Source organism: Cocleimonas sp. KMM 6892 (genome assembly GCF_035798195.1).
GTDB lineage: Bacteria > Pseudomonadota > Gammaproteobacteria > Thiotrichales > Thiotrichaceae > Cocleimonas > Cocleimonas flava.
The window spans coordinates 988,437-1,012,251 of sequence record NZ_JAPFBV010000001.1; the positions used below are offsets into that span (position 1 = coordinate 988,437).

Consider the following 23,815-nt stretch of genomic DNA (forward strand, 5'->3'; position numbering starts at 1 on the left):
AACAAAGAGAATAATTAACATGAGTAAAATTACCTGTGTAGAAGACTTTAGGCAACTCTACAAACGACGTGTTCCGAAAATGTTTTATGACTATGTGGAAGCGGGTTCTTATACAGAATCGACATTCCATAGAAATGAGAATGAGCTAAAGGATGTTTGTATTCGTCAACGGGTAGGCGTGGATATTTCAAATGTCGGCACGTCAACCACTATGGTTGGAGCAGATGCAAAACTACCCGTCGCGTTTGCGCCCGTTGGCATGCTGGGGATCCAGAATGCAGGTGGCGAAATCAAAGTGGCAACAGCGGCTCGTGATTATGGTGTGCCATTCATTTTATCTACCATGTCTATTTGCTCAATCGAGCAAATTCAGGAAGCAACGGGTGCTCCGTTCTGGTTTCAACTTTATGTGGTTAAAGATCGTGAGTTTGTACGAGATTTAATTCATCGCGCCAAGGCCGCTAATTGTTCAGCATTAGTTGTCACCATGGATTTGCCTATGCTGGGTCAACGACATAAAGATGTGAAAAACGAACTATCCATTCGCCCGAACTTCCGCAATATGTTGAATATTATGACCAAGCCAAAATGGGCGTTTGAAATGGCAACCACTCCTTATAAAGGCTTTGGTAATGTGATGGGGCATGCCAAAGGAGTAGATGACTTGAGTAGTCTGCTTGTCTGGGCAAAAGAAATGGTCGATCCAGCGCTTGATTGGGAATACGTCGAATGGATTCGACAGGAATGGGGCGGCAAAATCATACTCAAAGGCATCCTCGATGTTGAAGATGCCCAAATTGCTGCCAGCATGGGGATCGATTCCATTATTGTTTCTAATCATGGTGGACGCCAGTTAGACGGCGCAGGCAGTTCAATCTACTGGCTTCCTCGTATCGCTGATGCGGTGGGCGATAAAATGGAGCTACTTTTTGATTCTGGTGTGCGTACCGGTATGGATATTTTCCGTGCTAAAGCTTTAGGTGCCAGCGGAGTATTACTCGGGCGTTCTATGGTCTATGCATTAGGTGCAATGGGAAGGCCAGGCATCGACCAATTGCTGCAGATTTATGAGAATGAACTGAAGACAACCATGGGGTTAGCGGGCAAAACAAAGATAAGTGATATTCAATCTGATGATGTGTATTCGGTAAGGTATCAATAGTTAAGTTTTACTGTTGTTAAGAAACCTAGGAAAAAAGTGCCTAGCTCTGCATAAATTCTATTTACGTTTTTAAAAAACAAAAACGTAATATCATTCAAAGTAGGGGGGTGATATAAAAAAGGACGTACTTAAGCACGCCCTTCGAATGAGTTCATATACTATTTGTTAGCATTTAGTCATCGGCCTTAATTCTTTCATTTTTAGGATCGTAGTTGCACATTGGAACGATCTTGGCAGGGTAATGCTTACCAAGAATCTGAACGGTTAACCCAGCGTTTTCTGCTTTCTTATCAATCTTTTTAGTCTTGATAAAGGCAAACGCTAAGCTCTTCTGGATACGATTGCCGTAACCACCTGAACTGCACTGTCCTACGATTTCACCGTCTAAGTAAAGTGGTTCAAATCCGTTTTGTGCATCTGTTTTGTTTGCATGAGCCATATCTGAATCAACTTCAATCATCACCATGTCATTTTCAAAGCCAGCTTCTTTTTGCTTAAGCAATATGTCTTTACCTTCGAAGTCTTTATCCATTTTTATGAACCAGCTAAGGCCTGACTCAAGCGCTGTAAATTCTGTATTCATGTCTGGGCCCCACACTGGGTAACCTTTTTCGAATCGCATTGAATCCATTGCACGTAAGCCGAAGTTTTTGATGCCAAACTCTGCGCCTGCTTCGTGTAATGCATCATATAGCTTCTGTGTGTATTCGACTGGGTGATGAAGCTCCCAACCTAATTCGCCCACGAAACTCATGCGTAATGCACGTGTTGGAATACCTGCAACATCAATTTCCTGACCTGTAAACCAGGGGAAGTCTGCATTGCTTAGGCTTACATCTGTTACCTTACTCAAAACCTTACGCGCATTAGGACCTGTAATTAAAAGGCACCCCCCGGCTTTGGTGGTGTTTTTTAAGGTGACTGAGCCATCTTTTGGTAGGCGACTGAATAGCCAATCATCAATAAGAATTTCAAGTGCCGCAGGCGACATCATGTAATAGCTACCGTCTTGTAGCATCGTGATTGAAACTTCCCAGGCAACACCGCCTGAAGGACTGAGCGGATGGGCTAGAACTATTTGGCCCGGTTCAGTAGGGACATGGTTAGGCATGATATTGCTTAAGTAGTCGTATGCGCCATCACCTGATACTTCAAACTTGGTGAATGGAGATAGATCTAGAAGACCGACATTCTCTTGAACGTTTTTACACTCTGCGGCGACAGGATCAAACCAGTTACCTCGGCGGAAGCTATGCTGCTCAACAGGCTCCATACCTTCAGGAGCGAACCAGCTAGGGCGCTCCCAGCCAAAGTAAGCGCCAAATACTGCGTTGTCTGCTTTGTGTGATTCATAGATGGGTGTTTTCTTTTGGCCGCGAACCGCAGGGCGCATCGCGTATTCATTGGCATAACCCAATTGATATTCGTTGGCATAAACTTCAGTACCTTTTGCCACTGTGTATTTGATGTCAGCATAATCACCAAAACGACGCGGATCTAATTCGAACAGGTCGAGTTCTGGTTCGCCATCGACAATCCATTGCGCCATAAAGTGACCAGCACCACCACCTTGTGCAATACCGAAGTTGAAGCCAGTAATAACAAAATAGTTCTCGATGCCATGCACCGGTCCAACTAATGGATGCCCATCTGGTGAGTAAGTGATAGGGCCATTAACAACCGTCTTGATTCCGCCTTCAGCAACCAGCTCAACCTGAGTCATCGCTGTCATCATAATGTCTTCGATTCGGTCCAGATCTGGTGCTAATAATTCCTGACCAAATTCTTTAGGAACACCATCAGTTGCCCATGGAATTCCGTCTGGCTCGTATGGGCCTAAGATGAAACCTTTGCCTTCCTGACGTAAATAATAAGAAACATCTGGATCACGAAGCATTGGTAACATTTCATCACGGCCTTCTAATTCAGGGATTGAATCGGTTACAAGGAACTGGTGTTCCATAGAACACATCGGTAATTCGTGGCCTACCATTTTGGCTAATTCGTTAGCGCGGAAACCGCCTGCATTCACAATGATGCCTGCGTCAATAATGCCTTTAGGCGTAGTCACTTCCCAGCGACCATCTTCTTTCTGTACGATTTTTTCAACAGGATTTTGACGAACAATGGTTGCGTCCGCATCTTTCGCGCCTTTTGCCATTGCGTTTGTCGCACTGGTTGGGTCGATGTGACCGTCGGCTGGGTCCCATAATCCACCCAAAACTCCTTCTGGGTTTAAATAAGGATAGAGCTCAACCAAGCGTTCAACACTGATCATTTCCAGATCAAGTCCAGCGAGTTTTGACATTGCCACTACGCGCTCAAATTCATTCATGCGCTCTTCGGTATGCGCTAATCGTACCGCACCGGTAGGGTGATGATCAACGGGATGACCGGTTTCTTCTTCTAAACGTGCATAAAGCGCAATACTGTGCTGCTGCATTTTCATCACATTAAAGCTATTGCTGAAATGAGGCAGGTTTCCCGCTGCGTGCCAGGTAGAACCAGATGTTAAATCCAGTTTTTCTGTCAGCATGACATCAGTCCAGCCAAGTTTTGTCAGGTGATATAAAGTACTAACGCCAGCAATGCCGCCGCCCATGATTAATACATCTGTCTTATTTTTCATCATTATTCCTTTGGTCTCTGATAGGGATGACTGCTACTTTTTATGTTTTATGAGGGGCGCGCAGTGATTGTGTCCTTCTAGTAAATATGATATTAAGTTATTCGACCAGCAACAAATGATATATAAACCACAAATGTATAAGTTAAACTTATGAAAAGGCTACTCACAAATTCTATACAACTCAACTGGCTAAGAACATTTTCTGTTGCGGGTGAGCATTTAAGCTTTACCTTGGCAGCTGAAGATCTGGCAATGAGCCAATCAGCTGTGAGTCAACAAATCCAGCTACTAGAACATCACTTGAATCAAAAGCTGTTCTACCGGGCTAACAGAAGTATACGTCTCACCGACGCAGGACGCGCATTTTTACCCCTGGTGGAAAGTACCTTGAAACAGCTCAACCAGGGCGCGGCTAAAATATTTTCTCCATCAGATGAAGCGGTTGTTGAGTTTGGTGTGAATACAACCTTCGCCGAGTTATGGCTGGCACCTCGTTTGCAACAGTTTAATTTGATTCATCCGCATATATCGATTCGTCAACATGGCACTAACTGGGCTTCTGATTACCCAATATCAACTTCAGAATTAGAAATCCGTTATGGCAAGGGTGATTGGGATGGCTTTGAATCTATCCCGCTGATTTCACAAAAGATAAGGCCTTATTGCAGCCCTGAAAATGCAAAACAATTGCGTGAGCTCGATGATGTTAATAAGCTGACATTGCTCGATGTTTTGGGCGTGCCTAAAGGCTGGAATAGCTGGTTAGAAATGACTGAGTTGAATGATAGACCCAGACAACCGATGCAATATATGGATAGCTATGTGATGGCCGCTTCACTCGCAGCAAATGGTATGGGAATCTGTTTGATGTATGACGATTTCATGCAGGAAGGCTTTTTAGCGAAGCAATTGGTCGCCCCATTTTTTGAAAGTCTGGATACTGAAAGCGGCTATTTTGTTTGTTATAAAAGTGAAAAGAACTTATCGGAAGCTACTCGATTGTTTAAGGATTGGTTGCTGAGTTACACCTGAGACTGTTAATAGTAGGGGGCTATTTATAAGGCACCTCCACACTTTTAGGCACTTTTTCTATTTTTATCTAAGCCAGATCATTTACCATCGCCTGACGATAATTCTCAGGAACTGGCGTTACCGCATGCGTGTAGTTTTCGTGATCTATACCGACATTAATCGCTGCGCCATCTTTAACCGCAGCAATCATCTCTGGGGTTAATTCAAAGCGCATGAAGTGCACCGCAGAGGTCTTGTCTTCGGTTTCGCGCTCTAAGTCTTCATTGCTAATCGCGAATACTTTGTCGAATCCTTCAACTTGTACCCAGGTTTTACGATCAATGCCGATTAATTGTGACAGTGCTTTAACTCTTTCGGCAACATCGATGTATTCGATCATCATCGTTGCTTTCCAATTAGTACCAGTAGGTAGCATGGCGTTATAGACTTCTAATTCTTCATTGATACCTGCTGCATCAAATACTTTTTCAGCACGTAGGATTTCCTGAATTTGATATTTTAAGGTAGTGGCATCTTCAAAATACAGAGTAACATTTGGACCAACTGGAAGGTTGCGGCTCTTTTTATGCAGCATGGTTGCCGCGCGAATTTCTGGTCGCTGTTCGTGATACTGCTCTAAAGAAAGTAAGTCATCTCTGGTAAGTTTTTGTGTCATTGTACTTTTTATCCGTAATTCTTTCGTTAGTGTTTACAGCCCGTAAGCCATGCGTAACAAAGTAAGTGGGTGTTGTGGTTCAGAATCATCCTTCATGCCATTCGCTATCTGATGTCCTGCCATAGGACAGTCACTACTGTAAAAGTCTGATTCCGACTTTTGGACTTTAGTAATAACCGGGCGACAGATTTTCATCGATTTCTCATGAAATTCTTCTTTGACCGCGTAAGTACCGTCATGACCAGAGCAACGCTCAATCGTTTCTATCGTAGTATCTTGAACCAGTTGTAAAAGGTCTCTGGTTTTTAAACCCATGTTTTGTACACGTAAGTGACAGGCTGCATGGTAGGCAATTTTGCCCAGTGATTTTTTGAAATCTATATTGAGTAGTTCTTCTTTGTGACGCAGCATCAAATATTCAAAGGGATCAAAGATATGCGCTTTAACTTTCTGTACATCCGCATCATCAGGGAACATTAACGGTAATTCTTGTTTGAACATCAAAACACAAGATGGTACGGGAGCGATAATGTCCCAGCCTGCATCAATCTTTTTCACCATCTCAGGGATGTTGATGTTTTTAGCGTGTTCTACAGATTTTAAGTCGCCTAGTTCTAGTTTCGGCATGCCACAGCAGACTTCTTTATCGACTAAGGAAACTGCTATTTGATTGTGATGCAGCACTTTACCCAAATCTTCTAATAGATGTGGTTCATTGCGATTGCCATAACAGGTCGCGAAGATGGCTACTTTGCCTGTAGTTCGGCCCGCTTGTTTAGCATCTGCGTGCGTGCTTTTGCTTTCTTCTACTGTTGATGCCAGTAACTTTCTACCGGTTTTACTGTGATATTTAGGAACAGTAGCATCAGGGTGAATGCCTAGCACTTTCTGTAGCGCCTTTCTGGCCAAGCCATTTTCATTGGCGGCATTAACGATAGTCGAAACAACTGGAATTCCAGCGATGTTTCCGACTTTGTCAGTTGCCGATAAAATCTTATCACGGGTTTTAAAGTCCCCTTTCTTATGCTTAATCGCTTTTGCGCGAAGCATCAGGTGAGGGAAGTCGACATTCCATTCGTGCGGTGGTGTGTAAGGACACTTTGTCATATAACAAAGATCACACAGGTAACATTGATCGACGACTTTTACGAAATCTTTCTTATCGACACCATCGACTTCAAAGGTGTCAGATTCATCGACCAAATCAAATAAAGTGGGGAATGCATCGCATAAGCTGACACAACGGCGACAGCCATGGCAGATATCATAAACCCGCTCAAGTTCTTCATTGAGTAAATCTTCGTTGTAAAAATCTGGATTTTTCCAGTCTAAGGGATGTCGTGTGGGTGCTTCTAAATTGCCTTCACGTGCTGCCATAGTGATTAAATTCCGTTTCTTAATCCAACTTCATACTGAATGTGCTCCCCCTCTTAAGAAATAAGAGAGGGAGGAATCTTCAAAATTAAATGAAGATTAATCGTCTAGATTGTCTAGCGCTTTCTGGAAACGATTAGCGTGTGAACGCTCCGCTTTTCCTAGCGTTTCAAACCAGTCAGCGATTTCGTCAAAGCCTTCTTCACGAGCTTGCTTGGTCATGCCCGGGTACATATCTGTGTACTCATGAGTTTCACCAGCAACCGCTGTTCTTAGGTTGTCAGCAGTAGGACCAAATGGAAGGCCTGTTGCTGGATCGCCCGTTTCTTCTAAATATTCAAGATGGCCATGAGCATGTCCTGTTTCACCTTCAGCAGTTGAACGGAAAACAGTAGCTACATCGTTGTAACCTTCAACGTCAGCTTTTGCTGCAAAGTATAAGTAACGACGGTTTGCCTGAGATTCACCTGCAAAAGCATCTTTCAGGTTTTGCTCAGTCTTGGTTCCTTTAAGAGACATAATTTTTTCTCCTTTGTTGTTATAGAAATTTATAAAAAAAATTTGGTAAGATTTTTTATGAAAGTCGCAGACGCAACTGACTTCTATAATATAGGAAGGATACTAAGATAGGTCTAATTGAATAATTAGAACGTTTTGATTCATGAAAGCGAAGATCAGATAAGCGTAGCTATACCGAGCGCTGCAAGGTAGTTTTTAAATCCGGATAGCGTAATTTAATTTTTAATGATCCAAGCATTTTATCGTTTCTTATCCGTCGAGACTCTTTCATATACGAAACCATCCCTGCGCTTAAGGTTTTTTCTGCCGCTTCCAGACTGATTTGTGGCGGGTGCGGTAAACCAGCAAAATCAGCTACGTTATTAAAATAATCCGTCATGGTGCTCGGGTTGCCATCGGTGACATTGATTATTTCATTGCTAAATTCACAATTCATGGCCGCAACACACGCTTGCGAAAGGTCATCAGCATGGATACGGTTGGTGTAACCCGCTTCATCTGCATTAATCACCGATAAGCCTTTTTTAAGGCGCTCAAGCGGTAACCTTTCCTTGGCGTAAATTCCGGGAACCCTTAAAATTATGAATTCAGAGTCTGTTTTTTTAGACCATGTTTGCAATGTTTGTTCGGCGGATAAGCGTCTTATTGCTCTTTCTGCTTTAGGGTTTACTGCTGTGTTTTCATCAATCCATTCACCTGCACTATCACCATAAACACCTGTGGTACTTATCAAAACGATACGTCGAGGTTTAGCACTGCCTAGGTTTTGGAGAAATTGTTTTAATCGAAGGTCTTCAGTACCCGATGGCGTTGGTGGTGCAAAATAAAAGAGATCGGCTTGATCAAAATTGAAACCATCCAGCGAATAGTGACTATCAAGATCAAGCGCATAAGATTCGATATTAAAGTGCCGGCATTGCTCAACAGATTCGGCAGAAGAAACGATTGCTTTTAGGTTTTGAGCTTGCCGTTGATCTTCAGTAGCTAATAATGCCGCAACGCGTTTACCGATATCACCACAACCGACAATCCAGGTATTTGTTTGAGGGTGTTTTTGGTGTTTTGAAGCAATCTCTGAAGTCATGGAAAAAGACTAGCGTTTAATGGCACCTTATACAATATTCATTTTGGTTGCTACATATCGGAATCTACTTGAAAAACGGGCGTTTTGCCCTCATTATCGATTAAAATATAATCAATTTTAATTGCCCAAATAAATATAAATATTAACTGGAGATTTTCATGGAATTGTTACCCATAGTCATAGTCGTATTCGCCATTATTATGATCATAATGGGCGTCAAGCGTGTTCCTCAAGGGATGGAATATACGGTTGAACGCTTCGGTCGATACACGCGTACCTTGAAGCCAGGCATACAATTTATTATTCCATTTATCGACGGCATCGGTGCCAAAGTCAATATGATGGAACAGGTCGCTGACGTACCTCAGCAAGAAGTTATCACCAAAGATAACGCGATGGTAACAGCAGACGGTGTGGTGTTCTTTCGGGTAATGGATGCGGCTAAATCAGCCTATCGCGTAAATGATATGTATCGTGCGATTTTAAATATCACGATGACAAATATCCGAAGTGTGATGGGCTCGATGGATCTGGATGAGTTGCTATCCAAGCGTGACGAGATTAACTCCAGACTGCTCGTGGTGGTCGATGAAGCGGCAGCAACGTGGGGAATTAAAGTCACACGTATTGAAATTAAAGACATCAACCCACCAATGGACCTTGTCGAGTCGATGGGTCGTCAGATGAAAGCAGAACGTGAAAAACGTGCATTGATACTAGAAGCCGAAGGCACACGTGCCGCACAAATACTGAATGCAGAAGGCATTAAACAATCTGCAATATTAGCCGCAGAAGGTGAGAAAGAAGCATCATTCAGAGAAGCAGAAGCACGTGAACGTTTAGCCGAAGCAGAAGCCAAAGCAACGACCATGGTATCTCAAGCAATCGCCCAAGGTGATGTGCAAGCAATCAACTACTTTGTTGCGCAAAAATACACTGAGGCACTTAAAGACATAGGATCTGCAAACAATTCTAAAATCGTAATGATGCCAATGGAAGCCGCTAGTCTGATGGGATCAATCGCCGGCATCGCAGAAATTACCAAAGAAACGTTTGGTAGCAGTGATAAGAACGGAGAAAAATAATGGAAGGCTTAACCAACGGGCTTTTTGATAATCTTCAATTTTGGCACTGGTGGGTTTTCGCCATTGTACTTGTGATTCTTGAAGTGTTTTCCCCTGCCGCATTTTTTATGTGGATGGGTGCCGCGGCGGGTGTGACTGGCTTAACCTTATTAGCATTGCCGGAAATGAGCTGGCAAATGCAATTTATTATATTTTCAATTGCGAGCATTGCCTCTATTTTAGTGGGACGCACCTTTTTCAGCCGCAAATCAGCAAATACAGACGACCCGACGCTGGGTCAGCTCGAACACGAACTTACTGGTAATGTATACGAAGTTGAAAAAGCCATTATCAATGGTAGTGGGCGCGTAAAAGTCGGCGAATCAACCTGGAAAGCACAGGGACCTGACACTGCAGAAGGTACTTCAGTTAAGGTAGTTGGCGTTAAAGGTGCTGTGCTTCTGGTAGAGCCTGTTTAAGTTAATTGATTAAGCCACCCCCCTACTTATGAGCACTTTTTTTAAAAACAGCTCAAAAGGTGGGGGGGGGGGGTGAGTTATTGCAAGTATGATGCAACTCATTAAACAACAGCCCTCGAGAGAGGGCTGTTGTTTTTGGGGCTTTAATTGATGCAAATTTAGAAATCTATACGAACGCCCGCTACAAATTCATGTGCCGAAACATCGTCTATTTTAAATCCATCGGTAAAAGAATCCGATCCAGTTTTCACATCACCAAATGAAGCATACTGATATTCGCCATAGATCGAAGTGCGCTTAGATAACTTATAGTTTCCACCAATACCAACATTCCAGGAGAGTTCTGTGGAATCCCTGTCTGCATAGGCATCGTAGTAACCGTCGGCTGCTCCGTCAAAGGCATCGAATGCTGCTACACCTGCGCCACCAAGTCGAGCTGAGTAACTGTTGTCAGATACACCTAATCCCGCTTTAATGTATGGTGTGAATAATGTGCTGTTTGGAAAGTCATAAAACCCTTCTACAGTCAGGGCTGTGCTTTCGATGTTACCGTTGAGGATATATTCTTCACCTGCTCGTGCCCCAGTTCCGATATTTTTGTCATTGAAGTCTCCATCGCGGTGAGTAAGACGGCCTTCAATGCGAAACTTTTCACTGAATTTGTAACCGATACCAATGCCAGCAACGCTACTGTCACCAGAATCAAACTTTGCAGGGAAATCTGAATCTGTTGCAATGTTGTTACCTGTCGGTTCAGAATCGCTCGCTTGCTCGCTAACACCAAGCTGTGCCGTTGCATAGAATCCTTCTGCTAAAGCGATTGAAGGAGTGGCTAATGCCACTGCGATGGCTAGCACTAATTGTTTTTTTACCTTGTTCTTTGCTGTGTTCATCAGAGTACCTTTTTATACTGTTTTTTTGATCGTTTAATTAAATGTTTCAAGCAGTTGAATTACTACTGCGAGTTGTGGGATTAAATATATCGTTTACTTATTGTTCTGAGTAGATACAATAAATGTATTTCATAATTCTGGTATTCGGAACAATGATAAATTACCTGCGCCATATGAGTGTGTTTGCGAGTGTGGTGGATGAAGGATCATTTCGTGCTGCAGCGAAAACACTTGGTATAGCACCTTCAAGAGTCAGTGAAACGGTGTCAGATCTTGAGCAATATCTTAACGTTACTCTGATGCATCGAACGACACGCAAACTCTTCCTTACCAATGAGGGAAAGAAGTTTTACGCTTATGCCGCTGAAATCACGAGAAATGCTGAAGCTGGATTAAACGAGCTTAACGTCCTTTCTCAGGAGTCTATTGGTTCGTTGAAAATTGCACTTCCAGCTTTTCTAGCCTCATCAACTATCTCTACCGCGATAGCTGAGTTTGCTCGTCAGCACCCAAAAGTATCTTTAACGTTGACCTATTCAGATCAAGTGATGGATATCTTAGAAGAAGGCCTTGATTTGAGTATTCGGGTAGTTCGAGTAGGCTTATTAGAAGATAGTTCTATGATGTCTCGTAAATTGGGGGAGAGTGGGAGACTTCTTGTTGCTGGTAAGAAATATGCAGAAGGTCGCCAAATACCAAAACACCCATCAGACTTAAAAGACTGGGATTGGTTACGCTTTCAGAGTAGACCTAGTGCTATCGAGTTAATTTCAACTACGGGTGAGTCTGTCACCATTCAAGAAAATGCTTCGATAAGTTTAAACAGTTCTGAAGCTTTAAAGCACTTTACACTCCAAAACCTGGGCGTAACAATTCTACCTGTTCACTTGGTTGTAGATCTTATTGCTTCGGGTGAATTAGTACATGTGCTTCCAGAGTGGAAACTAAGACCACTGGGTTACTATGCTGTGTGGCCAGATAAATCACGTCGAGAAAATCTGACATTACTTTTAGTACGATTCCTTGCCAAAGAAGTCAAAGGTCACCCACTTTGATCCACCCATAAAATAATTTTTATGTTTGTGAATGGGTTTAAATACCTAAAAAAAGTGCCTTAAAGTAGGGGGGTGTCATTAAGATTAGTCTTGTTCGGATTTATTGAGGCTTATCCGGAAAAACCACCAAATGCTCAAATTCCATGATGATTCCCAGCTCTTCTCCGACTTCGTGATTATGATGTGAATGCACCAGCGACAATAGTTGCGTGCCATCTTCCATTTCCAGCGTGAAAAGGTTATTTGCACCTCTGAAAACTCTGGATACTATTTTCGCTTTACGCGGGCTGCAGTCATCATGAACGATGTCATCAGGGCGTACTAATACTTTCACCTTACAACCCGGCTTGCATTCGGGAGGAGAGATGCCTTCCAAAGAGGCGAGCGATGTTTTGATGACATTGCCTTCCATTACTTCGCCATCGATAAACACACCAGAACCGATAAAGTCAGCGACGAATAATGATTCGGGTTCGTGATATAACTCGTAACCACTTCCCCATTGCAGTAACTTGCCCTGATTGATTACACCGATGCTATCTGCCATCGCAAACGCTTCATTTTGATCGTGGGTCACTAATACGGCGGTGATGTTTTCGTGCTTCAGAATGCTGCGGACTTCTCTGGCTAATTCTTCGCGTAGTTCGGCGTCCATGCTGGAGAATGGTTCATCCAGTAATAATAAATCGGGCTTAGGTGCCAAGCCGCGTGCGAGCGCAATACGTTGTTGTTGCCCACCGGATAATTCATGCGGATAACGCGAGCCATAATCTTGCAGATTGATGAGTTCTAGTAATTGTTTAATACGTTCTGATTTATCTTTTTTACTCAAGTGGCGTATGCCAAAGCCAATATTTTCAGCAATAGTCAGATGAGGAAAGAGCGCAAAATCCTGAAACACCATGCCGATATTTCTTTTTTCGGGCGGCATCGTGTAACCGACGTTGCTCACGGTTGTGTCGACTAGTTTTATGCTGCCGTGTGTAATCGGTTCAAAACCAGCTATGGCGCGTAACAAGGTGGTTTTTCCACAACCACTAGGCCCTAGTAGACAGCCAATTTCACCTTTATCTAACTCAAAACTTGCCTGTGTGACAACCTCGTTTTGATCATAAGCAATGGAAACGTTATCTACGTGGAGTATTTTCATTTGTGTTCTCCAGCACGGGAGTGGCTAATGGCGTGGCTTAACAATATCACTGGAATGATTCCAACTAAAACAATCATTAAAGATGGTGCTCCGGCATCGGGTAAACGTTCATCCGCCGCCATTTCATAGGCACGAACCGCTAAGGTATTAAAGTTAAAGGGGCGCATAATCAGCGTTGCGGGTAATTCTTTTAATACATCCACGAATACCAGTAACAAGGCGGTTAATACCGTGCCGCGCATTATCGGCATGTGAATCCGACGAAGCACTCCGAAAGGTGTTAAGCCTAGTGAGCGACCAGCGTCGTCCATGGTTGGTTTAATTTTACCTAAACCAGAATCAATGGCTTGAATGGAAACCGCTAAAAAGCGCACGGTGTAGGCAAATAGCAGCGCAAACAGGGTACCTGAGAATATTAAGCCAGTGGAGATATCAAAGTGCTCTCGCATCCACGCATCAATACTATTATCCAGCCAGGCAAAAGGTACCATCACGCCCACGGCGATAACGGTACCCGGAATGGCGTACCCCATTGAAGCGACATTAACACTGGTGTTAATGACTTTGGTTTTGCGCAGTCGCTTACCGTAACCCAATAACAAGGCAATGCTAACGGCAATCAATGCTGCCAAAGCCGCGAGCATTAAACTATTACCCACCAGCACAAAAAAGGATGCATCGATCACTTCTTCTGCGGTGGTGAATGTCCACACGAATAACTGCAAGGCAGGAATTATAAAGCCCAATAACAGCGGCATAAAACAGGCAAACACGACTAAAGCGGCCATCCAGCCTTTCATTTGATAGCGTTTGATGGTTGAATATTTATTGGTGGAATGATGGAATTTTGCGCGCTTACGTGACCACTTCTCTAGCATTAGCAATGCGAATACAAAGCCTAATAATAACGCCGCTAATTGAGCAGCCGTTCCACCATCGCCCACGCCAAACCAGGTACGAAAAATACCCGTGGTAAACGTTGGGATGCCAAAATATTGAACCGTGCCGTAATCAGCGAGTGTTTCCATTAGCGCCAACGATAAGCCCGTCACAATCGCAGGGCGTGCCAGCGGTAAAGCCACACGATAAAACCCTTGTAGCGGTGAATTACCGAGGGTGCGACTCGCTTCAAGTACCGCGATCGATTGATCCAAAAATGCCGCGCGTGCCATCATATAGACATACGGATAAAGCACTAACGACAGCATTAGGATAGCGCCACCGATTGAGCGTACTTCAGGAAACCAGTAATCCCTTGCACTCCAGCCAAACGTTTCACGCAGTAAGGTCTGAAGAGGGCCCGCAAAATCCAGCATGCCGGTGTAGGTATAAGCGATGATGTAAGCAGGAATTGCTAATGGCAATAATAAAGCCCAGGAAAAAAAACGCCGTCCGGGGAATTCGCACATGCTGGTCAACCAGGCAGTGGTGATACCGATACTCAACACACCAGCAGAAACGCCGACCATAAGAATTAAAGAATTAGTGATGTAATCCTTTAACAGGTAATCGTATAAATGCGTCCAGTTTTCATTAAAAGGCTGAAATAAAAAGCTTGCGACAACCAGAACGGGTAGCGCCATTAATAACGCGATCGTCACAATAGAAACATTCCAACGATTCAGCTTTGGTAAGCGAAATCCTGCTTTGGAAGATGTTTGATTTGTAGACTGATTATTCATTACAGCGTTAAATATTAAGAGTGGCGAGAGTTTAAATTAAATGAGAATTATTCGCAATTAAACCTTGATGAAAACGAGTGAATAACCGGAAAAAGAGATTAAAGGCACCCCCCTACTTTGAGGGGAGTTTTCGTGATGTTGATTATTCTTTTAAAAGGCGCATCAAGCACAGAGTGTACTCGATACACATTTCAAAGGATTTGAAGGCTGTCTTTAGAAACTGACACAACGGCAAATGCGCGATCAGTTTAAAAAGACTTAGGTCGTTAACCTTGCTTCAACAATCTCTCAAGATCAATCAAGGCTGCGTTAGCACGTGATATGTATGACGCCATCACCAAAGAGTGATTGGTCACAAAGCCAAACCCTTTGCCGTTAAGAATCACCGGACTCCAGATAGCTTGCTGAGTACCTTCCAATTCACGAATAATCTGACGCAAACTAATCAGTGCATTTTTGTCTTTTAGCACGTCGTTAAAATCGACTTCAATCGCACGTAAGATATGAATCAGTGCATAGGTCTGACCACGTGCTTCATAAAACACATCATCGATTTTAAACCAGCCCGTTTTAACATAGTTCGATTCTGCATTCGGCGTCGATTGTTTAGCGTTTTTATCGCCAGCCAGTGACGTATCCAGTTGCTCTCTACCCACACTAGAACTCAATTCTTGCGCTAAAGATCCCAGGCGTTTTTTAACTAAGTCTACCCAGTCACCTAAATTGTCAGCACGTGCGTAGAATTGTGCATTGTTTTTTCCTGTACTGGATAATCTTGCAAGATACTTATCCAGTGTTTTAATGCCGTCTCTGTATTGGCTTTCGGCAGGCGGTAAAATCCATAAATTGGTGTCTGTATGAAATTTAGTTGCGGTGTTGATCAAGTCATCATCTTCCTGCGACTGCGATTGTGAACGACTTAAATCGTTTCGTAACGCCAATGCCAGATCACGCGCTTGCACCAGTACACCAAATTCCCAATTAGGCATATTGTCCATGAATACGCCGGGAGGCATGCGATCGTTCTCGAGGAATCCACCGGGTTTGTCGAGTAGGGTTTTCATCAGCTGAGATAATGTTGCGGTCGTGGTAAAGCCAGTTACCATTTCAGCTCCCATTTCATCGGCATAGTTTTGTGCATTGGTATTTACATCAAAGCGAGCGGGTTCGCGGCTCCAGTAAAACATCAGTAAAAATGACAGAATGAGCAGGGTGACAATAAACATTCCTATTGTCCACTTAAGGCCTTTTTCTTTCCAGGTTGAGGGTTTGTATAATGAAAATACTTTTCCAACTGCACCCATGTGAAACTCCAAGATTAAATTAGTGTGAGATGAATCAAATATGCGGCTTTAAGCGCGACTTATCAAGTACACTGTGCGAAGTTCTGGTGAAATCTAATAAATACCTCTTATGAAAACCATTTTTAAAGAATATATCAATGTGGCATTGCAAGTGCGATGGGCATTTTTACTGGTAATGATCGGGATTGTCTCTGCGACGTTCCTAGGGATCTATGTGCCTGTTTTTTATAAAAATATTGCGAATGGTTTTGCCGAGCCTTTTAGCGTAGAAACCAGCGCGATGATGTTGCATAACTTCTGGATGATTGTCCTGTTCTATGCCGGTATATGGCTATCCTGGCGTGTGCTTGAAATCGGTATCGTGCCTGTTGATGGCGGTGGTATGCGCCTGTTGAACAAGCGCTGCTTCAAGGTATTGAAACGTCAGAAATTTCTGTATTTCGAAAATAATTTCTCGGGCAGTTTAATCAAACAGGCAGGACGCTTTTCACGCTCTTATGAAGTGATTGTGGACTGGTTTATTTTCCAGTTTGTGCAAAATGTATTAAGCATCTCGATCGCTTTTATTATCTTCTATCAACACTACCCTGAGTTTGCTTACTATTTTCTGGTATGGGTGATTGGATTCATTATCTGGAGCGTGGGCTTTTCCATCTGGAAATTGAAATACGATAAAGCCGTTGCAGAAAGTGACTCAAAGTTGGGGGGTGCCTATTCTGATGCAATCAGCAATATCTTTATTGTTAAAAGCTTCGCCCTAGAAAAAAGCGAACAAAACAACATCGATGAAAAAGCCGATGTGGTTTATCAAAAAACTAAGATCGCCTGGATATTGATGTTTGTTTCATTTGCGGTTCAAGGCTTTTTGACCATGGGCATCGAGCTAGTACTAGTGTACAAAATGATCGGTAAGTGGGAGCTGGGCCTATTCAATGTCGGCGAATTTGTTTTATTCCAATCGATTCTGTTGATTTTGGTGCAGCGTCTCTGGGAATTTGGACGAAATTTCAGAAACTTTTTCACCGCCTTAGCCGATGCTGCAGAGATGGCTGATGTCTTTAAAAATGATGATTTCGAGCGAGATTCTGCCACCGCCAAAGATTTGAAAATCAGTAACGGTGGCATTCAAATCAAAAACATTAATTTTGCCTATTCAAGCAGTGACAAAAGCCAGGATGGATTGTTCGAAGACTTTTCACTGGATATAAAACCCGGTGAGAAGATTGCCTTAGTGGGGCATTCTGGTTCAGGAAAAACTTCACTGACTAAATTGCTGTTTCGCTTTTTCGAACCACAACAAGGCAAGATTTTATTCGATGGTCAGGATGCCAAAGACTTTACTCTGTCATCATTACGCAATCAGATTTCATTAGTGCCACAACAACCCGAGTTGTTTCACCGAACCGTGCGAGAAAATATTTTACTGGGTGAAGAAGTCAGTGAAGAGGCGTTGATCAAAGCGGCTAAAAACTCTGGTTGCCTGGACTTTATTCAAAGCCTGCCAGAGCAGTTCGAAACAATGGTGGGTGAACGCGGCGTAAAGCTTTCAGGTGGCGAAAAGCAACGCATCGCTTTGGCTCGAGCTTTTCTGGAAGATGCGCCTATCGTGGTGTTGGATGAAGCCACAAGCGCGCTGGATTCCATCACCGAAAAACAAATTCAATCAGCTATCTTTGAGCTAATCGAAGAGAAAACAGCGATTGTGATTGCCCATCGTTTATCTACTATTTTGCGTATGGACCGAATTCTGGTACTCGATAGCGGTAAAATTATTGAGCAAGGGACGCATCAGGAATTACTTGATAAAGGCGGTAAATATGCAACCATGTGGAAGCACCAAAGCGGCGAGTTTCTTAAGCAGAATTAACGCTAAGCTTTTATTTAAATTCTTCTGAAAAATATGCTTTCAAAGTAGGGGGGTGACCAAATGAAAATAGTTGAAGCACAATCTGAAGATATGGGGATAGTCCGTGATTTCTTTTGTGAATATCAGGCTTGGTTAAATGTGGATATTTGTTTTCAGGGGTTCGAAGAGGAATTAGCGAGTTTGCCCGGTCGCTATGCCGCCCCAAAGGGAGCAATTTATTTGGTGTTCGATGATGACGAACCAGTCGCCTGCGCAGCGATAAGACCACGAATCGATAAAGCAGAAACAGAAGCGGAGTTTAAACGTTTGTTTGTGCGAGAATCGCACCGTAAAAAAGGCATAGGCAAAAAGGTGTTTAATGCGGCAATGGAGAGTGCAAAGGCAATGGGTTATGAAACAGTGGTGTTAGAAACCCTACCGATAATGGAATCAGCCAAGCATCTTTATCAACACTATGGTTTTAAACATTGCGCCCCTTATTTTGACGATGCTGACCCAAGCGTTGAATTTTTCCGTTATCAATTTGATTCATCCACATAACGGCTTAGCCACCCCCTACAAAAATATATGAGTAAAAATAAATTATCGTTCGCAGATAAATTACTGCACTGGTTTGATGATCACGGTCGTAAAGATTTACCGTGGCAACAGGATATCAGCCCCTATCGTGTCTGGGTGTCTGAGATTATGTTGCAGCAAACCCAAGTGAAAACGGTCATCCCTTACTTTCACCGCTTTATGACATCGTTTCCTACGGTGACTGCTTTGGCAGATGCCGAGCAGGATGAAGTCTTAAAGCACTGGTCAGGTTTAGGTTATTACGCCCGTGCGCGCAATATGCACGCGGCAGCGATAATGGTAAGGGATGAATTTAATGGTGAGTTTCCGTGTGATATTGAGAATATCCAGCGCTTAAAAGGCATTGGCCGTTCTACCGGCGCGGCAATTTTATCCATTGCCAGTAATCTGCCAGAACCTATCTTGGACGGTAATGTAAAGCGCGTGCTAAGTCGGGTATTTGCGGTGGAAGGCTGGGCAGGAAAATCTGCGGTGTTAAAAGAACTGTGGACGCTTGCCGAACAAACCACACCCAAAACGCGCAACGCTGATTACACTCAGGCCATTATGGACTTGGGTGCAACGCTGTGTACCCGCAGTAAACCACGTTGTGATGATTGCCCGATGAAAAGCGATTGCATTGCGTTTGCTGATAGTCGACAAGCTGAATTGCCTGCTAAAAAGCCGAAGAAAATCATCCCCGAGAAAAAAACGATTATGCTCATCGTTAAAGATGAAGCAGGTGATGTGTTTATGCAGAAGCGTCCTCCGACAGGAATATGGGGCGGACTCTGGTGTTTTCCTCAGTTCGAAACACAGCATGACGCTGAAAACTGGACACAGGAGTTCCTGGGCGAATGGAGCGAAAAAGTGCAACGACACGATGTGCTTAGTCATACGTTTAGTCACTTCAAATTACACATTCAACCCTTGATAATTCAGCTTAAAGCCCCCATTAAAATGAGTGTGATGGAGAAAACAGACAAGCTCTGGTATAACGTCAACACAGAATTCAATGGTGGTCTTGCAGCCCCTGTAAGCACACTTTTAAACACCTTGGTCAGACAGTGATCTGATCAAAAATTTAGAAAAATATAGAAAAATCTAGAAAAATTTGAAGACAAAAACTTAATAAATACGTTACTAGAAATTAAAGGACAGAAACATGGCAAGAATGGTTAATTGCATTAAGCTAGGCAAAGAAGCAGAAGGTTTAGACACACTGACTTACCCGGGTGAGTTAGGACAGAAAATTTATGACAATATCTCAAAAGAAGCATGGCAGGGATGGGTAAACCATCAAACAATGTTACTCAATGAGTATCGTCTATCACCGATCAATCCTAAAGACCGTAAATTTCTTGAAGAAGAAATGGAAAAGTTCTTATTAGGGGAAGGTCCATCGTCAGTCGACAATTTCGTCCCTGAATAGATTTATCGCTAATAGACCCGATTAGATCGGGTTACATTAGACCGGTCATAAAAAACCTCCTGAAAGTGGGGGGGTGACCATAAGAGAATACATAAAATGGCAGCAAACTGGGTTCCAGCAACGGTTATCGAAAACCGAAAATTGACAGATAGGCACTTTGCCCTGATCTTCGACGCTGAGCTATTGCCTTTTAAACCGGGTCAGTTTGCACGCTTGCAAATCGAAGCAGAAAACGATGAAGGTGAATTAGATAAATTTGCTAATCCCTACTCGTTAATCAATACCCCTGATGAAAAATATGCCGAGGTCTATTTCAACACTGTGCCAGAAGGCAAAGTGTCAAATGCCTTGGCAGCTTTAAAACCGGGTGATACTTTAGAAATTGCGCAACCTTGCGTTGGCTTTTTTGTGTTGTCACAAATCCCGGATTGCAAACATCTGTGGATGCTTTCTACAGGCACGGGCGTAGGTCCTTATTTGTCGATGCTGAAAACCGATGAAGCGTGGGAGCGATTTGAAAAAATCACCTTGGTGCATGCGGTTCCTTACGCCAACGAATTGAATTACTCAGAACTCATTGAGCAGTTTGCGGCAGAACAACCCGATCAGTTTCAATTTATTTCTATCGTCAGTCGTGAAGATCATGAAGGATCACTCAAAGGACGCATTCCTGCCTTAATTGAGAACGGTGAACTAGAAGCGAAAGCGGGTTTGGAAATTAACAAGGAAAACTCGCATGTGATGCTGTGTGGGAATAGTGGTTTGTTGAATGATACTAAAGCCGTGTTATTAAAACGTGGTATGGACAGACATTTAAATCACAAACCCGGGCATGTTTCTTCAGAGCAATATTTTTAAGTCAGTTCGGAATTTCCGATTGTTTCGGACACCACGACAACCAGGCTGAAGGAAAAATAAGGCTTTGTGCCGGTGTAAGACCGCAAACATCATTATGTGCCATGAGCTTTAAAGACGGGCGAATAATGGGAATAGCGCTGCTTTTACTCAAATAGAATTCTTCTGCATCTCTAAATTTTTCAAAACGCTTTGTGCCTTTACTATTATTTGCCTCCCGCATTAATGTATCAAAATGACGTTTATCCTCAGCTTGAAAAATTCTAGGCAATTGAGACATGCTGATAAAAAATCCAGAAGGATCGGGCAGAGCAACAAACCATTGGAATATCGATAAATCGTAATTTTCACTCACCCTCATTTTATCAAAACTGTCAGAAGAGGTGGGTTGTTCCAGTTTTAACTTTATGCCAAAGGGAATTAAAATAGGTGTTAAAACCCTCGCCAAGTGGCTCGATTTATTATCTGAGGTAACCAATAAGGTCAATGTTTTGGGCGAGAGAGGGCTAATGTCAATTTCCTGAAGAAGCTTCCTAGCCTTATCATGTCGCTGACTTTTATTGAGCTCATAGTTGGTATTTTTTAACGGCAGATCAGAATAGGCCTTAAGGTTTGGTAACGGGACCAATCTACGTGTTGGTGATCCTTGAACACGACGGGATGCCCGTGAAAAGACCTCTTCGGGCTCTACGATATTCTTAATAGCTTCAACAAGTTTAGGTTCAACACGGTCACGATTTATACTTAATAAATAGACTGCCGTTGAGGGTTGTTCAATCAAGCTGCAATTCTTACTCTCCAAAAAATTACTGATTAATTTTGTATTGCCAGCTGATACGTAAGAAATATGCAGCGCTGTTTTTGGGTCCGTGTAATAACGTAATGCATCTTTTTGTGGTTCGTCTTTTTCTGAGACATAGACATAGTGTATTTTGGGTATTTTTAACTGACTACTTTCAGGATGAGCAGTATTTTTCACTAAATGAATTTCTTTTAAATCCAGGTGGTTGTGCCCGCTGGAATGATAAAAAGTATTCAAGATGGGTTTGTACTGACCGTTAAAAGGAATATCTGTTCTGTTACTCCAGTGGTCTCCGTGTTTTTTTACAAAGTGCGAAGGTACCGGAAATAGTGCAGCGTTTAGCGTGCGTTGATAAAACAACGGGTCAAACGTATCAAACTCAAGTCGGAGCGTATACGGATCTATAACCTGAATGCCTTTGAGTACCTTTGAGGAGCCTTCACTGTATTCTTTTGCACCTGCTAAATTCATCAGCGCGAAGTACAATGCATTTTGGTTTTTTGATGTTTTCAGGACTGATTGCCAGGCGAGCGCAAAATCATTCGCAACAACCGGAGAGCCATCACTCCAGCGTTTAGATGGGTTTAAATAGAAGACGATGGTTTTATCCAACGCATTAATGCGCCAGCGTTTTGCCGCGCCGGGTTCAGGTTCGCCATATTTACCGACTCGAATCAATCCTTCGAAGATATCATTGAGTAATCGATAACACTCTCCGGTTGAGGCGAAAACCGGACTAATGCTTTCACAGCGATGACCTAGTTTGAGCTCTTGTGACTCTTGTGACACAGCTGGCTTAGCCATCATCAACAATGAAAAGCATAGAAGCACAATAAGTTGGTGCAAGGCTCGGGTCACAACTATGGTCGCAATATGTTTATTCAAAAAGACTGTCGCATTAAAAGTGTTATTTATTCGGAGTAAGTAAGGCGTGGGTGCTTCTCAACCCATGTAGCTTGGAGAGAAACGGGTAAAAATATTAACATATACTAATTTATAATCAGCATTTATTTGTCAAATAAAGGTTTTCATGCATACGTATTTGTTAAATTTGACTGAATCATTGTTCTAATGCACAAGAAAGTATCAATGTGATTAGTTTATAAGCAGATTGAAAACCCTTTAAACCAAAGCCACCCCCCTACTTAGGGGCGTTTTTTTATTTACCTAAACGCAGGGTTTTAGAATTCAGGCAGACAGGTCTTAAGGTTTTAATTTATAAATTTTCATCGGTTACTGTTTCTATAAGCACCGTTGAAAACTCTGCCGGTTTTTTTCTGTAGACGACATGATTGCCTTTAAAGGTACGGATTGTCCAGCCTCGCTCTTTAGCCCGTTGCCAGGAAATATCTCGTGAACGCTTCTCGACCGACATCCCTTTTGGGACAAAGGCAAGGTAAGTCGTATCTAATCGTTTTGCCGCAGGGTTTATATAAGATACGGGTTCGGTGTAAGTTTTATATGACTGGATAACGTCTCTTGGGTAAGGTTTGTCAAATTTTAACCAGGGGAAGTGAATCATCCCGTCAATCACTTTATAGCTGGGTTTTAATGGTTTTACATCAATCATCGACATACCATCATCAGGCACCATCGCATCGACAAAAGTCACATGACGAATACGCTGTGGGATACGGTTCATAACGCCTGTTAAAACCATTCCCCCATAACTGTGACCTACCAGAACGATATTATTTAAACGCTCGAAAATAATCATATTCACAATGTCATTGATATGTGTGGTGAGGTTGATTTCTGGGCTAGCTAAATGATACTTATCACCCAGGCCTGTGAGGGTAGGTCTATAAACGATGTGACCTTTTGCGGACAGGTGTTGTGCGACGGTTTTCCAATCCCAGCCGCCACCTGTGGCACCGTGTACGATCACGAACGTGTATTTTTCGTTATTTTCAGGTGCTTTGCTGGAGCTTTCTGTTGCCGGCTGTTGCGCCATTGCGCTGCCAGAAAACAAGCCAATAACTACACAGAAAATAGGAATAGTGATTAACGAAAGAATCACTGAAATGAGTGGAGTGAATAGCTGCTTGCGCGTGATTTTCATATCAACTAACTTAGACAAAGATCTTTAGACATAGGTGTCTTTAATTTTAATGAGTTAGTTTGAAAATAGAAAATTGTTTTTGTGCAAATTAAAACAAATGTCAATACACCCCTCTACTTATAGCGAGTTTTTAGAAAAAGTCGCTATAAGTAGGGGG

General features: G+C 42.8%; 21 protein-coding genes. 10 read left to right on the plus strand and 11 right to left on the minus strand.

Annotated features, from left to right (window positions below; translation table 11 throughout):
- Positions 1 to 19: 19 nt before the first annotated feature.
- Positions 20 to 1,162: an alpha-hydroxy acid oxidase gene (locus tag OO007_RS04455; RefSeq protein WP_325807894.1), complete on the plus strand. Its 1,143-nt coding sequence runs from the start codon at positions 20 to 22 to the stop codon at positions 1,160 to 1,162.
- Positions 1,163 to 1,334: 172 nt separating this feature from the next.
- On the opposite strand, the gene OO007_RS04460 is transcribed toward OO007_RS04455, so the two are convergent.
- Complete coding sequence (locus tag OO007_RS04460; protein WP_325807895.1) at positions 1,335 to 3,791, minus strand: GcvT family protein; 2,457 nt, start codon at positions 3,789 to 3,791, stop codon at positions 1,335 to 1,337.
- Between the two features lie 150 nt (positions 3,792 to 3,941).
- Between OO007_RS04460 and OO007_RS04465 the strand changes: the two genes are divergently transcribed.
- Positions 3,942 to 4,823: a LysR family transcriptional regulator gene (locus OO007_RS04465; RefSeq protein ID WP_131904800.1), complete on the plus strand. Its 882-nt coding sequence runs from the start codon at positions 3,942 to 3,944 to the stop codon at positions 4,821 to 4,823.
- 67 nt (positions 4,824 to 4,890) lie between these two features.
- Here OO007_RS04465 and OO007_RS04470 read toward each other — a convergent pair whose 3' ends face one another.
- The 4 genes from OO007_RS04470 to OO007_RS04485 all read right to left on the minus strand — a co-directional run bounded on the left by OO007_RS04470 (position 4,891) and on the right by OO007_RS04485 (position 8,455).
- Positions 4,891 to 5,478 carry a DUF3501 family protein gene (locus OO007_RS04470; RefSeq protein WP_325807896.1) on the minus strand — a complete coding sequence of 196 codons (588 nt, stop codon included), beginning with the start codon at positions 5,476 to 5,478 and terminating at the stop codon, positions 4,891 to 4,893.
- Positions 5,479 to 5,511: 33 nt separating this feature from the next.
- A complete protein-coding gene (locus OO007_RS04475) occupies positions 5,512 to 6,855 on the minus strand; it encodes a heterodisulfide reductase-related iron-sulfur binding cluster (RefSeq protein ID WP_131904802.1) in 1,344 nt (447 codons plus the stop codon).
- Between the two features lie 96 nt (positions 6,856 to 6,951).
- The gene (locus OO007_RS04480; protein ID WP_131904803.1) at positions 6,952 to 7,371 is read right to left on the minus strand and encodes a rubrerythrin family protein; all 420 of its coding nucleotides are present in this window, start codon (positions 7,369 to 7,371) and stop codon (positions 6,952 to 6,954) included.
- Between the two features lie 169 nt (positions 7,372 to 7,540).
- Entirely contained in the window at positions 7,541 to 8,455 is a 915-nt protein-coding gene (locus OO007_RS04485) for an SDR family oxidoreductase (protein ID WP_325807897.1), read from the minus strand.
- A 158-nt stretch (positions 8,456 to 8,613) separates the two neighbouring features.
- Between OO007_RS04485 and OO007_RS04490 the strand changes: the two genes are divergently transcribed.
- Together OO007_RS04490 and OO007_RS04495 are read left to right on the plus strand one after the other, a co-directional pair.
- Positions 8,614 to 9,540 (plus strand): SPFH domain-containing protein, encoded by a 927-nt coding sequence (locus tag OO007_RS04490; RefSeq protein ID WP_325807898.1) that lies wholly within the window; start codon positions 8,614 to 8,616, stop codon positions 9,538 to 9,540.
- Positions 9,540 to 9,998, plus strand: a complete 459-nt coding sequence (locus OO007_RS04495; RefSeq protein WP_131904806.1) for an NfeD family protein — start codon at positions 9,540 to 9,542, stop codon at positions 9,996 to 9,998. The genes OO007_RS04490 and OO007_RS04495 overlap by 1 nt, the downstream gene beginning before the upstream one ends.
- A 158-nt stretch (positions 9,999 to 10,156) precedes the next feature.
- Here OO007_RS04495 and OO007_RS04500 read toward each other — a convergent pair whose 3' ends face one another.
- Positions 10,157 to 10,891, minus strand: coding sequence for an outer membrane protein (locus OO007_RS04500; RefSeq protein ID WP_325807899.1), 735 nt, complete (start codon positions 10,889 to 10,891; stop codon positions 10,157 to 10,159).
- Positions 10,892 to 11,013: 122 nt separating this feature from the next.
- Here OO007_RS04500 and OO007_RS04505 point away from each other — a divergent pair, with 122 nt between their 5' ends.
- On the plus strand, positions 11,014 to 11,946 hold the full coding sequence (locus OO007_RS04505) for a LysR family transcriptional regulator (RefSeq protein WP_325807900.1): 933 nt from the start codon (positions 11,014 to 11,016) through the stop codon (positions 11,944 to 11,946).
- A gap of 100 nt (positions 11,947 to 12,046) precedes the next feature.
- Here OO007_RS04505 and OO007_RS04510 read toward each other — a convergent pair whose 3' ends face one another.
- From OO007_RS04510 to OO007_RS04520, 3 genes are all read right to left on the minus strand, one after another.
- Entirely contained in the window at positions 12,047 to 13,096 is a 1,050-nt protein-coding gene (locus OO007_RS04510; RefSeq protein WP_131904808.1) for an ABC transporter ATP-binding protein, read from the minus strand.
- On the minus strand, positions 13,093 to 14,778 hold the full coding sequence (locus tag OO007_RS04515) for an ABC transporter permease (protein ID WP_131904809.1): 1,686 nt from the start codon (positions 14,776 to 14,778) through the stop codon (positions 13,093 to 13,095). Before OO007_RS04515 ends, OO007_RS04510 begins: the two co-directional genes overlap by 4 nt.
- Before the next feature lie 266 nt (positions 14,779 to 15,044).
- Positions 15,045 to 16,082 (minus strand): DUF2333 family protein, encoded by a 1,038-nt coding sequence (locus OO007_RS04520; RefSeq protein WP_325807901.1) that lies wholly within the window; start codon positions 16,080 to 16,082, stop codon positions 15,045 to 15,047.
- Between the two features lie 109 nt (positions 16,083 to 16,191).
- Between OO007_RS04520 and OO007_RS04525 the strand changes: the two genes are divergently transcribed.
- From OO007_RS04525 to OO007_RS04545, 5 genes are all read left to right on the plus strand, one after another.
- The gene (locus tag OO007_RS04525) at positions 16,192 to 17,949 is read left to right on the plus strand and encodes an ABC transporter ATP-binding protein (protein ID WP_325807902.1); all 1,758 of its coding nucleotides are present in this window, start codon (positions 16,192 to 16,194) and stop codon (positions 17,947 to 17,949) included.
- 60 nt (positions 17,950 to 18,009) lie between these two features.
- The gene (locus tag OO007_RS04530) at positions 18,010 to 18,489 is read left to right on the plus strand and encodes a GNAT family N-acetyltransferase (protein WP_325807903.1); all 480 of its coding nucleotides are present in this window, start codon (positions 18,010 to 18,012) and stop codon (positions 18,487 to 18,489) included.
- Positions 18,490 to 18,516: 27 nt separating this feature from the next.
- A complete protein-coding gene (gene mutY / locus OO007_RS04535) occupies positions 18,517 to 19,578 on the plus strand; it encodes an A/G-specific adenine glycosylase (protein WP_325807904.1) in 1,062 nt (353 codons plus the stop codon).
- Positions 19,579 to 19,672: 94 nt separating this feature from the next.
- Positions 19,673 to 19,939, plus strand: a complete 267-nt coding sequence (locus tag OO007_RS04540; protein WP_131904814.1) for an oxidative damage protection protein — start codon at positions 19,673 to 19,675, stop codon at positions 19,937 to 19,939.
- 96 nt (positions 19,940 to 20,035) lie between these two features.
- Positions 20,036 to 20,797, plus strand: a complete 762-nt coding sequence (locus tag OO007_RS04545) for a ferredoxin--NADP reductase (protein WP_325807905.1) — start codon at positions 20,036 to 20,038, stop codon at positions 20,795 to 20,797.
- A 1-nt stretch (position 20,798) separates the two neighbouring features.
- On the opposite strand, the gene OO007_RS04550 is transcribed toward OO007_RS04545, so the two are convergent.
- Positions 20,799 to 22,481, minus strand: coding sequence for an ABC transporter substrate-binding protein (locus OO007_RS04550; RefSeq protein WP_325807906.1), 1,683 nt, complete (start codon positions 22,479 to 22,481; stop codon positions 20,799 to 20,801).
- Between the two features lie 331 nt (positions 22,482 to 22,812).
- Positions 22,813 to 23,658 (minus strand): alpha/beta fold hydrolase, encoded by an 846-nt coding sequence (locus OO007_RS04555; RefSeq protein WP_325807907.1) that lies wholly within the window; start codon positions 23,656 to 23,658, stop codon positions 22,813 to 22,815.
- Positions 23,659 to 23,815 lie beyond the last annotated feature (157 nt).

Bases quoted from the DNA above. Each gene is read 5' to 3' on its own strand.
- OO007_RS04455 (WP_325807894.1), top strand. From the start codon at position 20: ATGAGTAAAATTACCTGTGTAGAAGACTTTAGGCAACTCTACAAACGA.
- OO007_RS04460 (WP_325807895.1), bottom strand. From the start codon at position 3,791: ATGAAAAATAAGACAGATGTATTAATCATGGGCGGCGGCATTGCTGGC.
- OO007_RS04465 (WP_131904800.1), top strand. From the start codon at position 3,942: ATGAAAAGGCTACTCACAAATTCTATACAACTCAACTGGCTAAGAACA.
- OO007_RS04470 (WP_325807896.1), bottom strand. From the start codon at position 5,478: ATGACACAAAAACTTACCAGAGATGACTTACTTTCTTTAGAGCAGTAT.
- OO007_RS04475 (WP_131904802.1), bottom strand. From the start codon at position 6,855: ATGGCAGCACGTGAAGGCAATTTAGAAGCACCCACACGACATCCCTTA.
- OO007_RS04480 (WP_131904803.1), bottom strand. From the start codon at position 7,371: ATGTCTCTTAAAGGAACCAAGACTGAGCAAAACCTGAAAGATGCTTTT.
- OO007_RS04485 (WP_325807897.1), bottom strand. From the start codon at position 8,455: ATGACTTCAGAGATTGCTTCAAAACACCAAAAACACCCTCAAACAAAT.
- OO007_RS04490 (WP_325807898.1), top strand. From the start codon at position 8,614: ATGGAATTGTTACCCATAGTCATAGTCGTATTCGCCATTATTATGATC.
- OO007_RS04495 (WP_131904806.1), top strand. From the start codon at position 9,540: ATGGAAGGCTTAACCAACGGGCTTTTTGATAATCTTCAATTTTGGCAC.
- OO007_RS04500 (WP_325807899.1), bottom strand. From the start codon at position 10,891: ATGAACACAGCAAAGAACAAGGTAAAAAAACAATTAGTGCTAGCCATC.
- OO007_RS04505 (WP_325807900.1), top strand. From the start codon at position 11,014: ATGTATTTCATAATTCTGGTATTCGGAACAATGATAAATTACCTGCGC.
- OO007_RS04510 (WP_131904808.1), bottom strand. From the start codon at position 13,096: ATGAAAATACTCCACGTAGATAACGTTTCCATTGCTTATGATCAAAAC.
- OO007_RS04515 (WP_131904809.1), bottom strand. From the start codon at position 14,778: ATGAATAATCAGTCTACAAATCAAACATCTTCCAAAGCAGGATTTCGC.
- OO007_RS04520 (WP_325807901.1), bottom strand. From the start codon at position 16,082: ATGGGTGCAGTTGGAAAAGTATTTTCATTATACAAACCCTCAACCTGG.
- OO007_RS04525 (WP_325807902.1), top strand. From the start codon at position 16,192: ATGAAAACCATTTTTAAAGAATATATCAATGTGGCATTGCAAGTGCGA.
- OO007_RS04530 (WP_325807903.1), top strand. From the start codon at position 18,010: ATGAAAATAGTTGAAGCACAATCTGAAGATATGGGGATAGTCCGTGAT.
- mutY (WP_325807904.1), top strand. From the start codon at position 18,517: ATGAGTAAAAATAAATTATCGTTCGCAGATAAATTACTGCACTGGTTT.
- OO007_RS04540 (WP_131904814.1), top strand. From the start codon at position 19,673: ATGGCAAGAATGGTTAATTGCATTAAGCTAGGCAAAGAAGCAGAAGGT.
- OO007_RS04545 (WP_325807905.1), top strand. From the start codon at position 20,036: ATGGCAGCAAACTGGGTTCCAGCAACGGTTATCGAAAACCGAAAATTG.
- OO007_RS04555 (WP_325807907.1), bottom strand. From the start codon at position 23,658: ATGAAAATCACGCGCAAGCAGCTATTCACTCCACTCATTTCAGTGATT.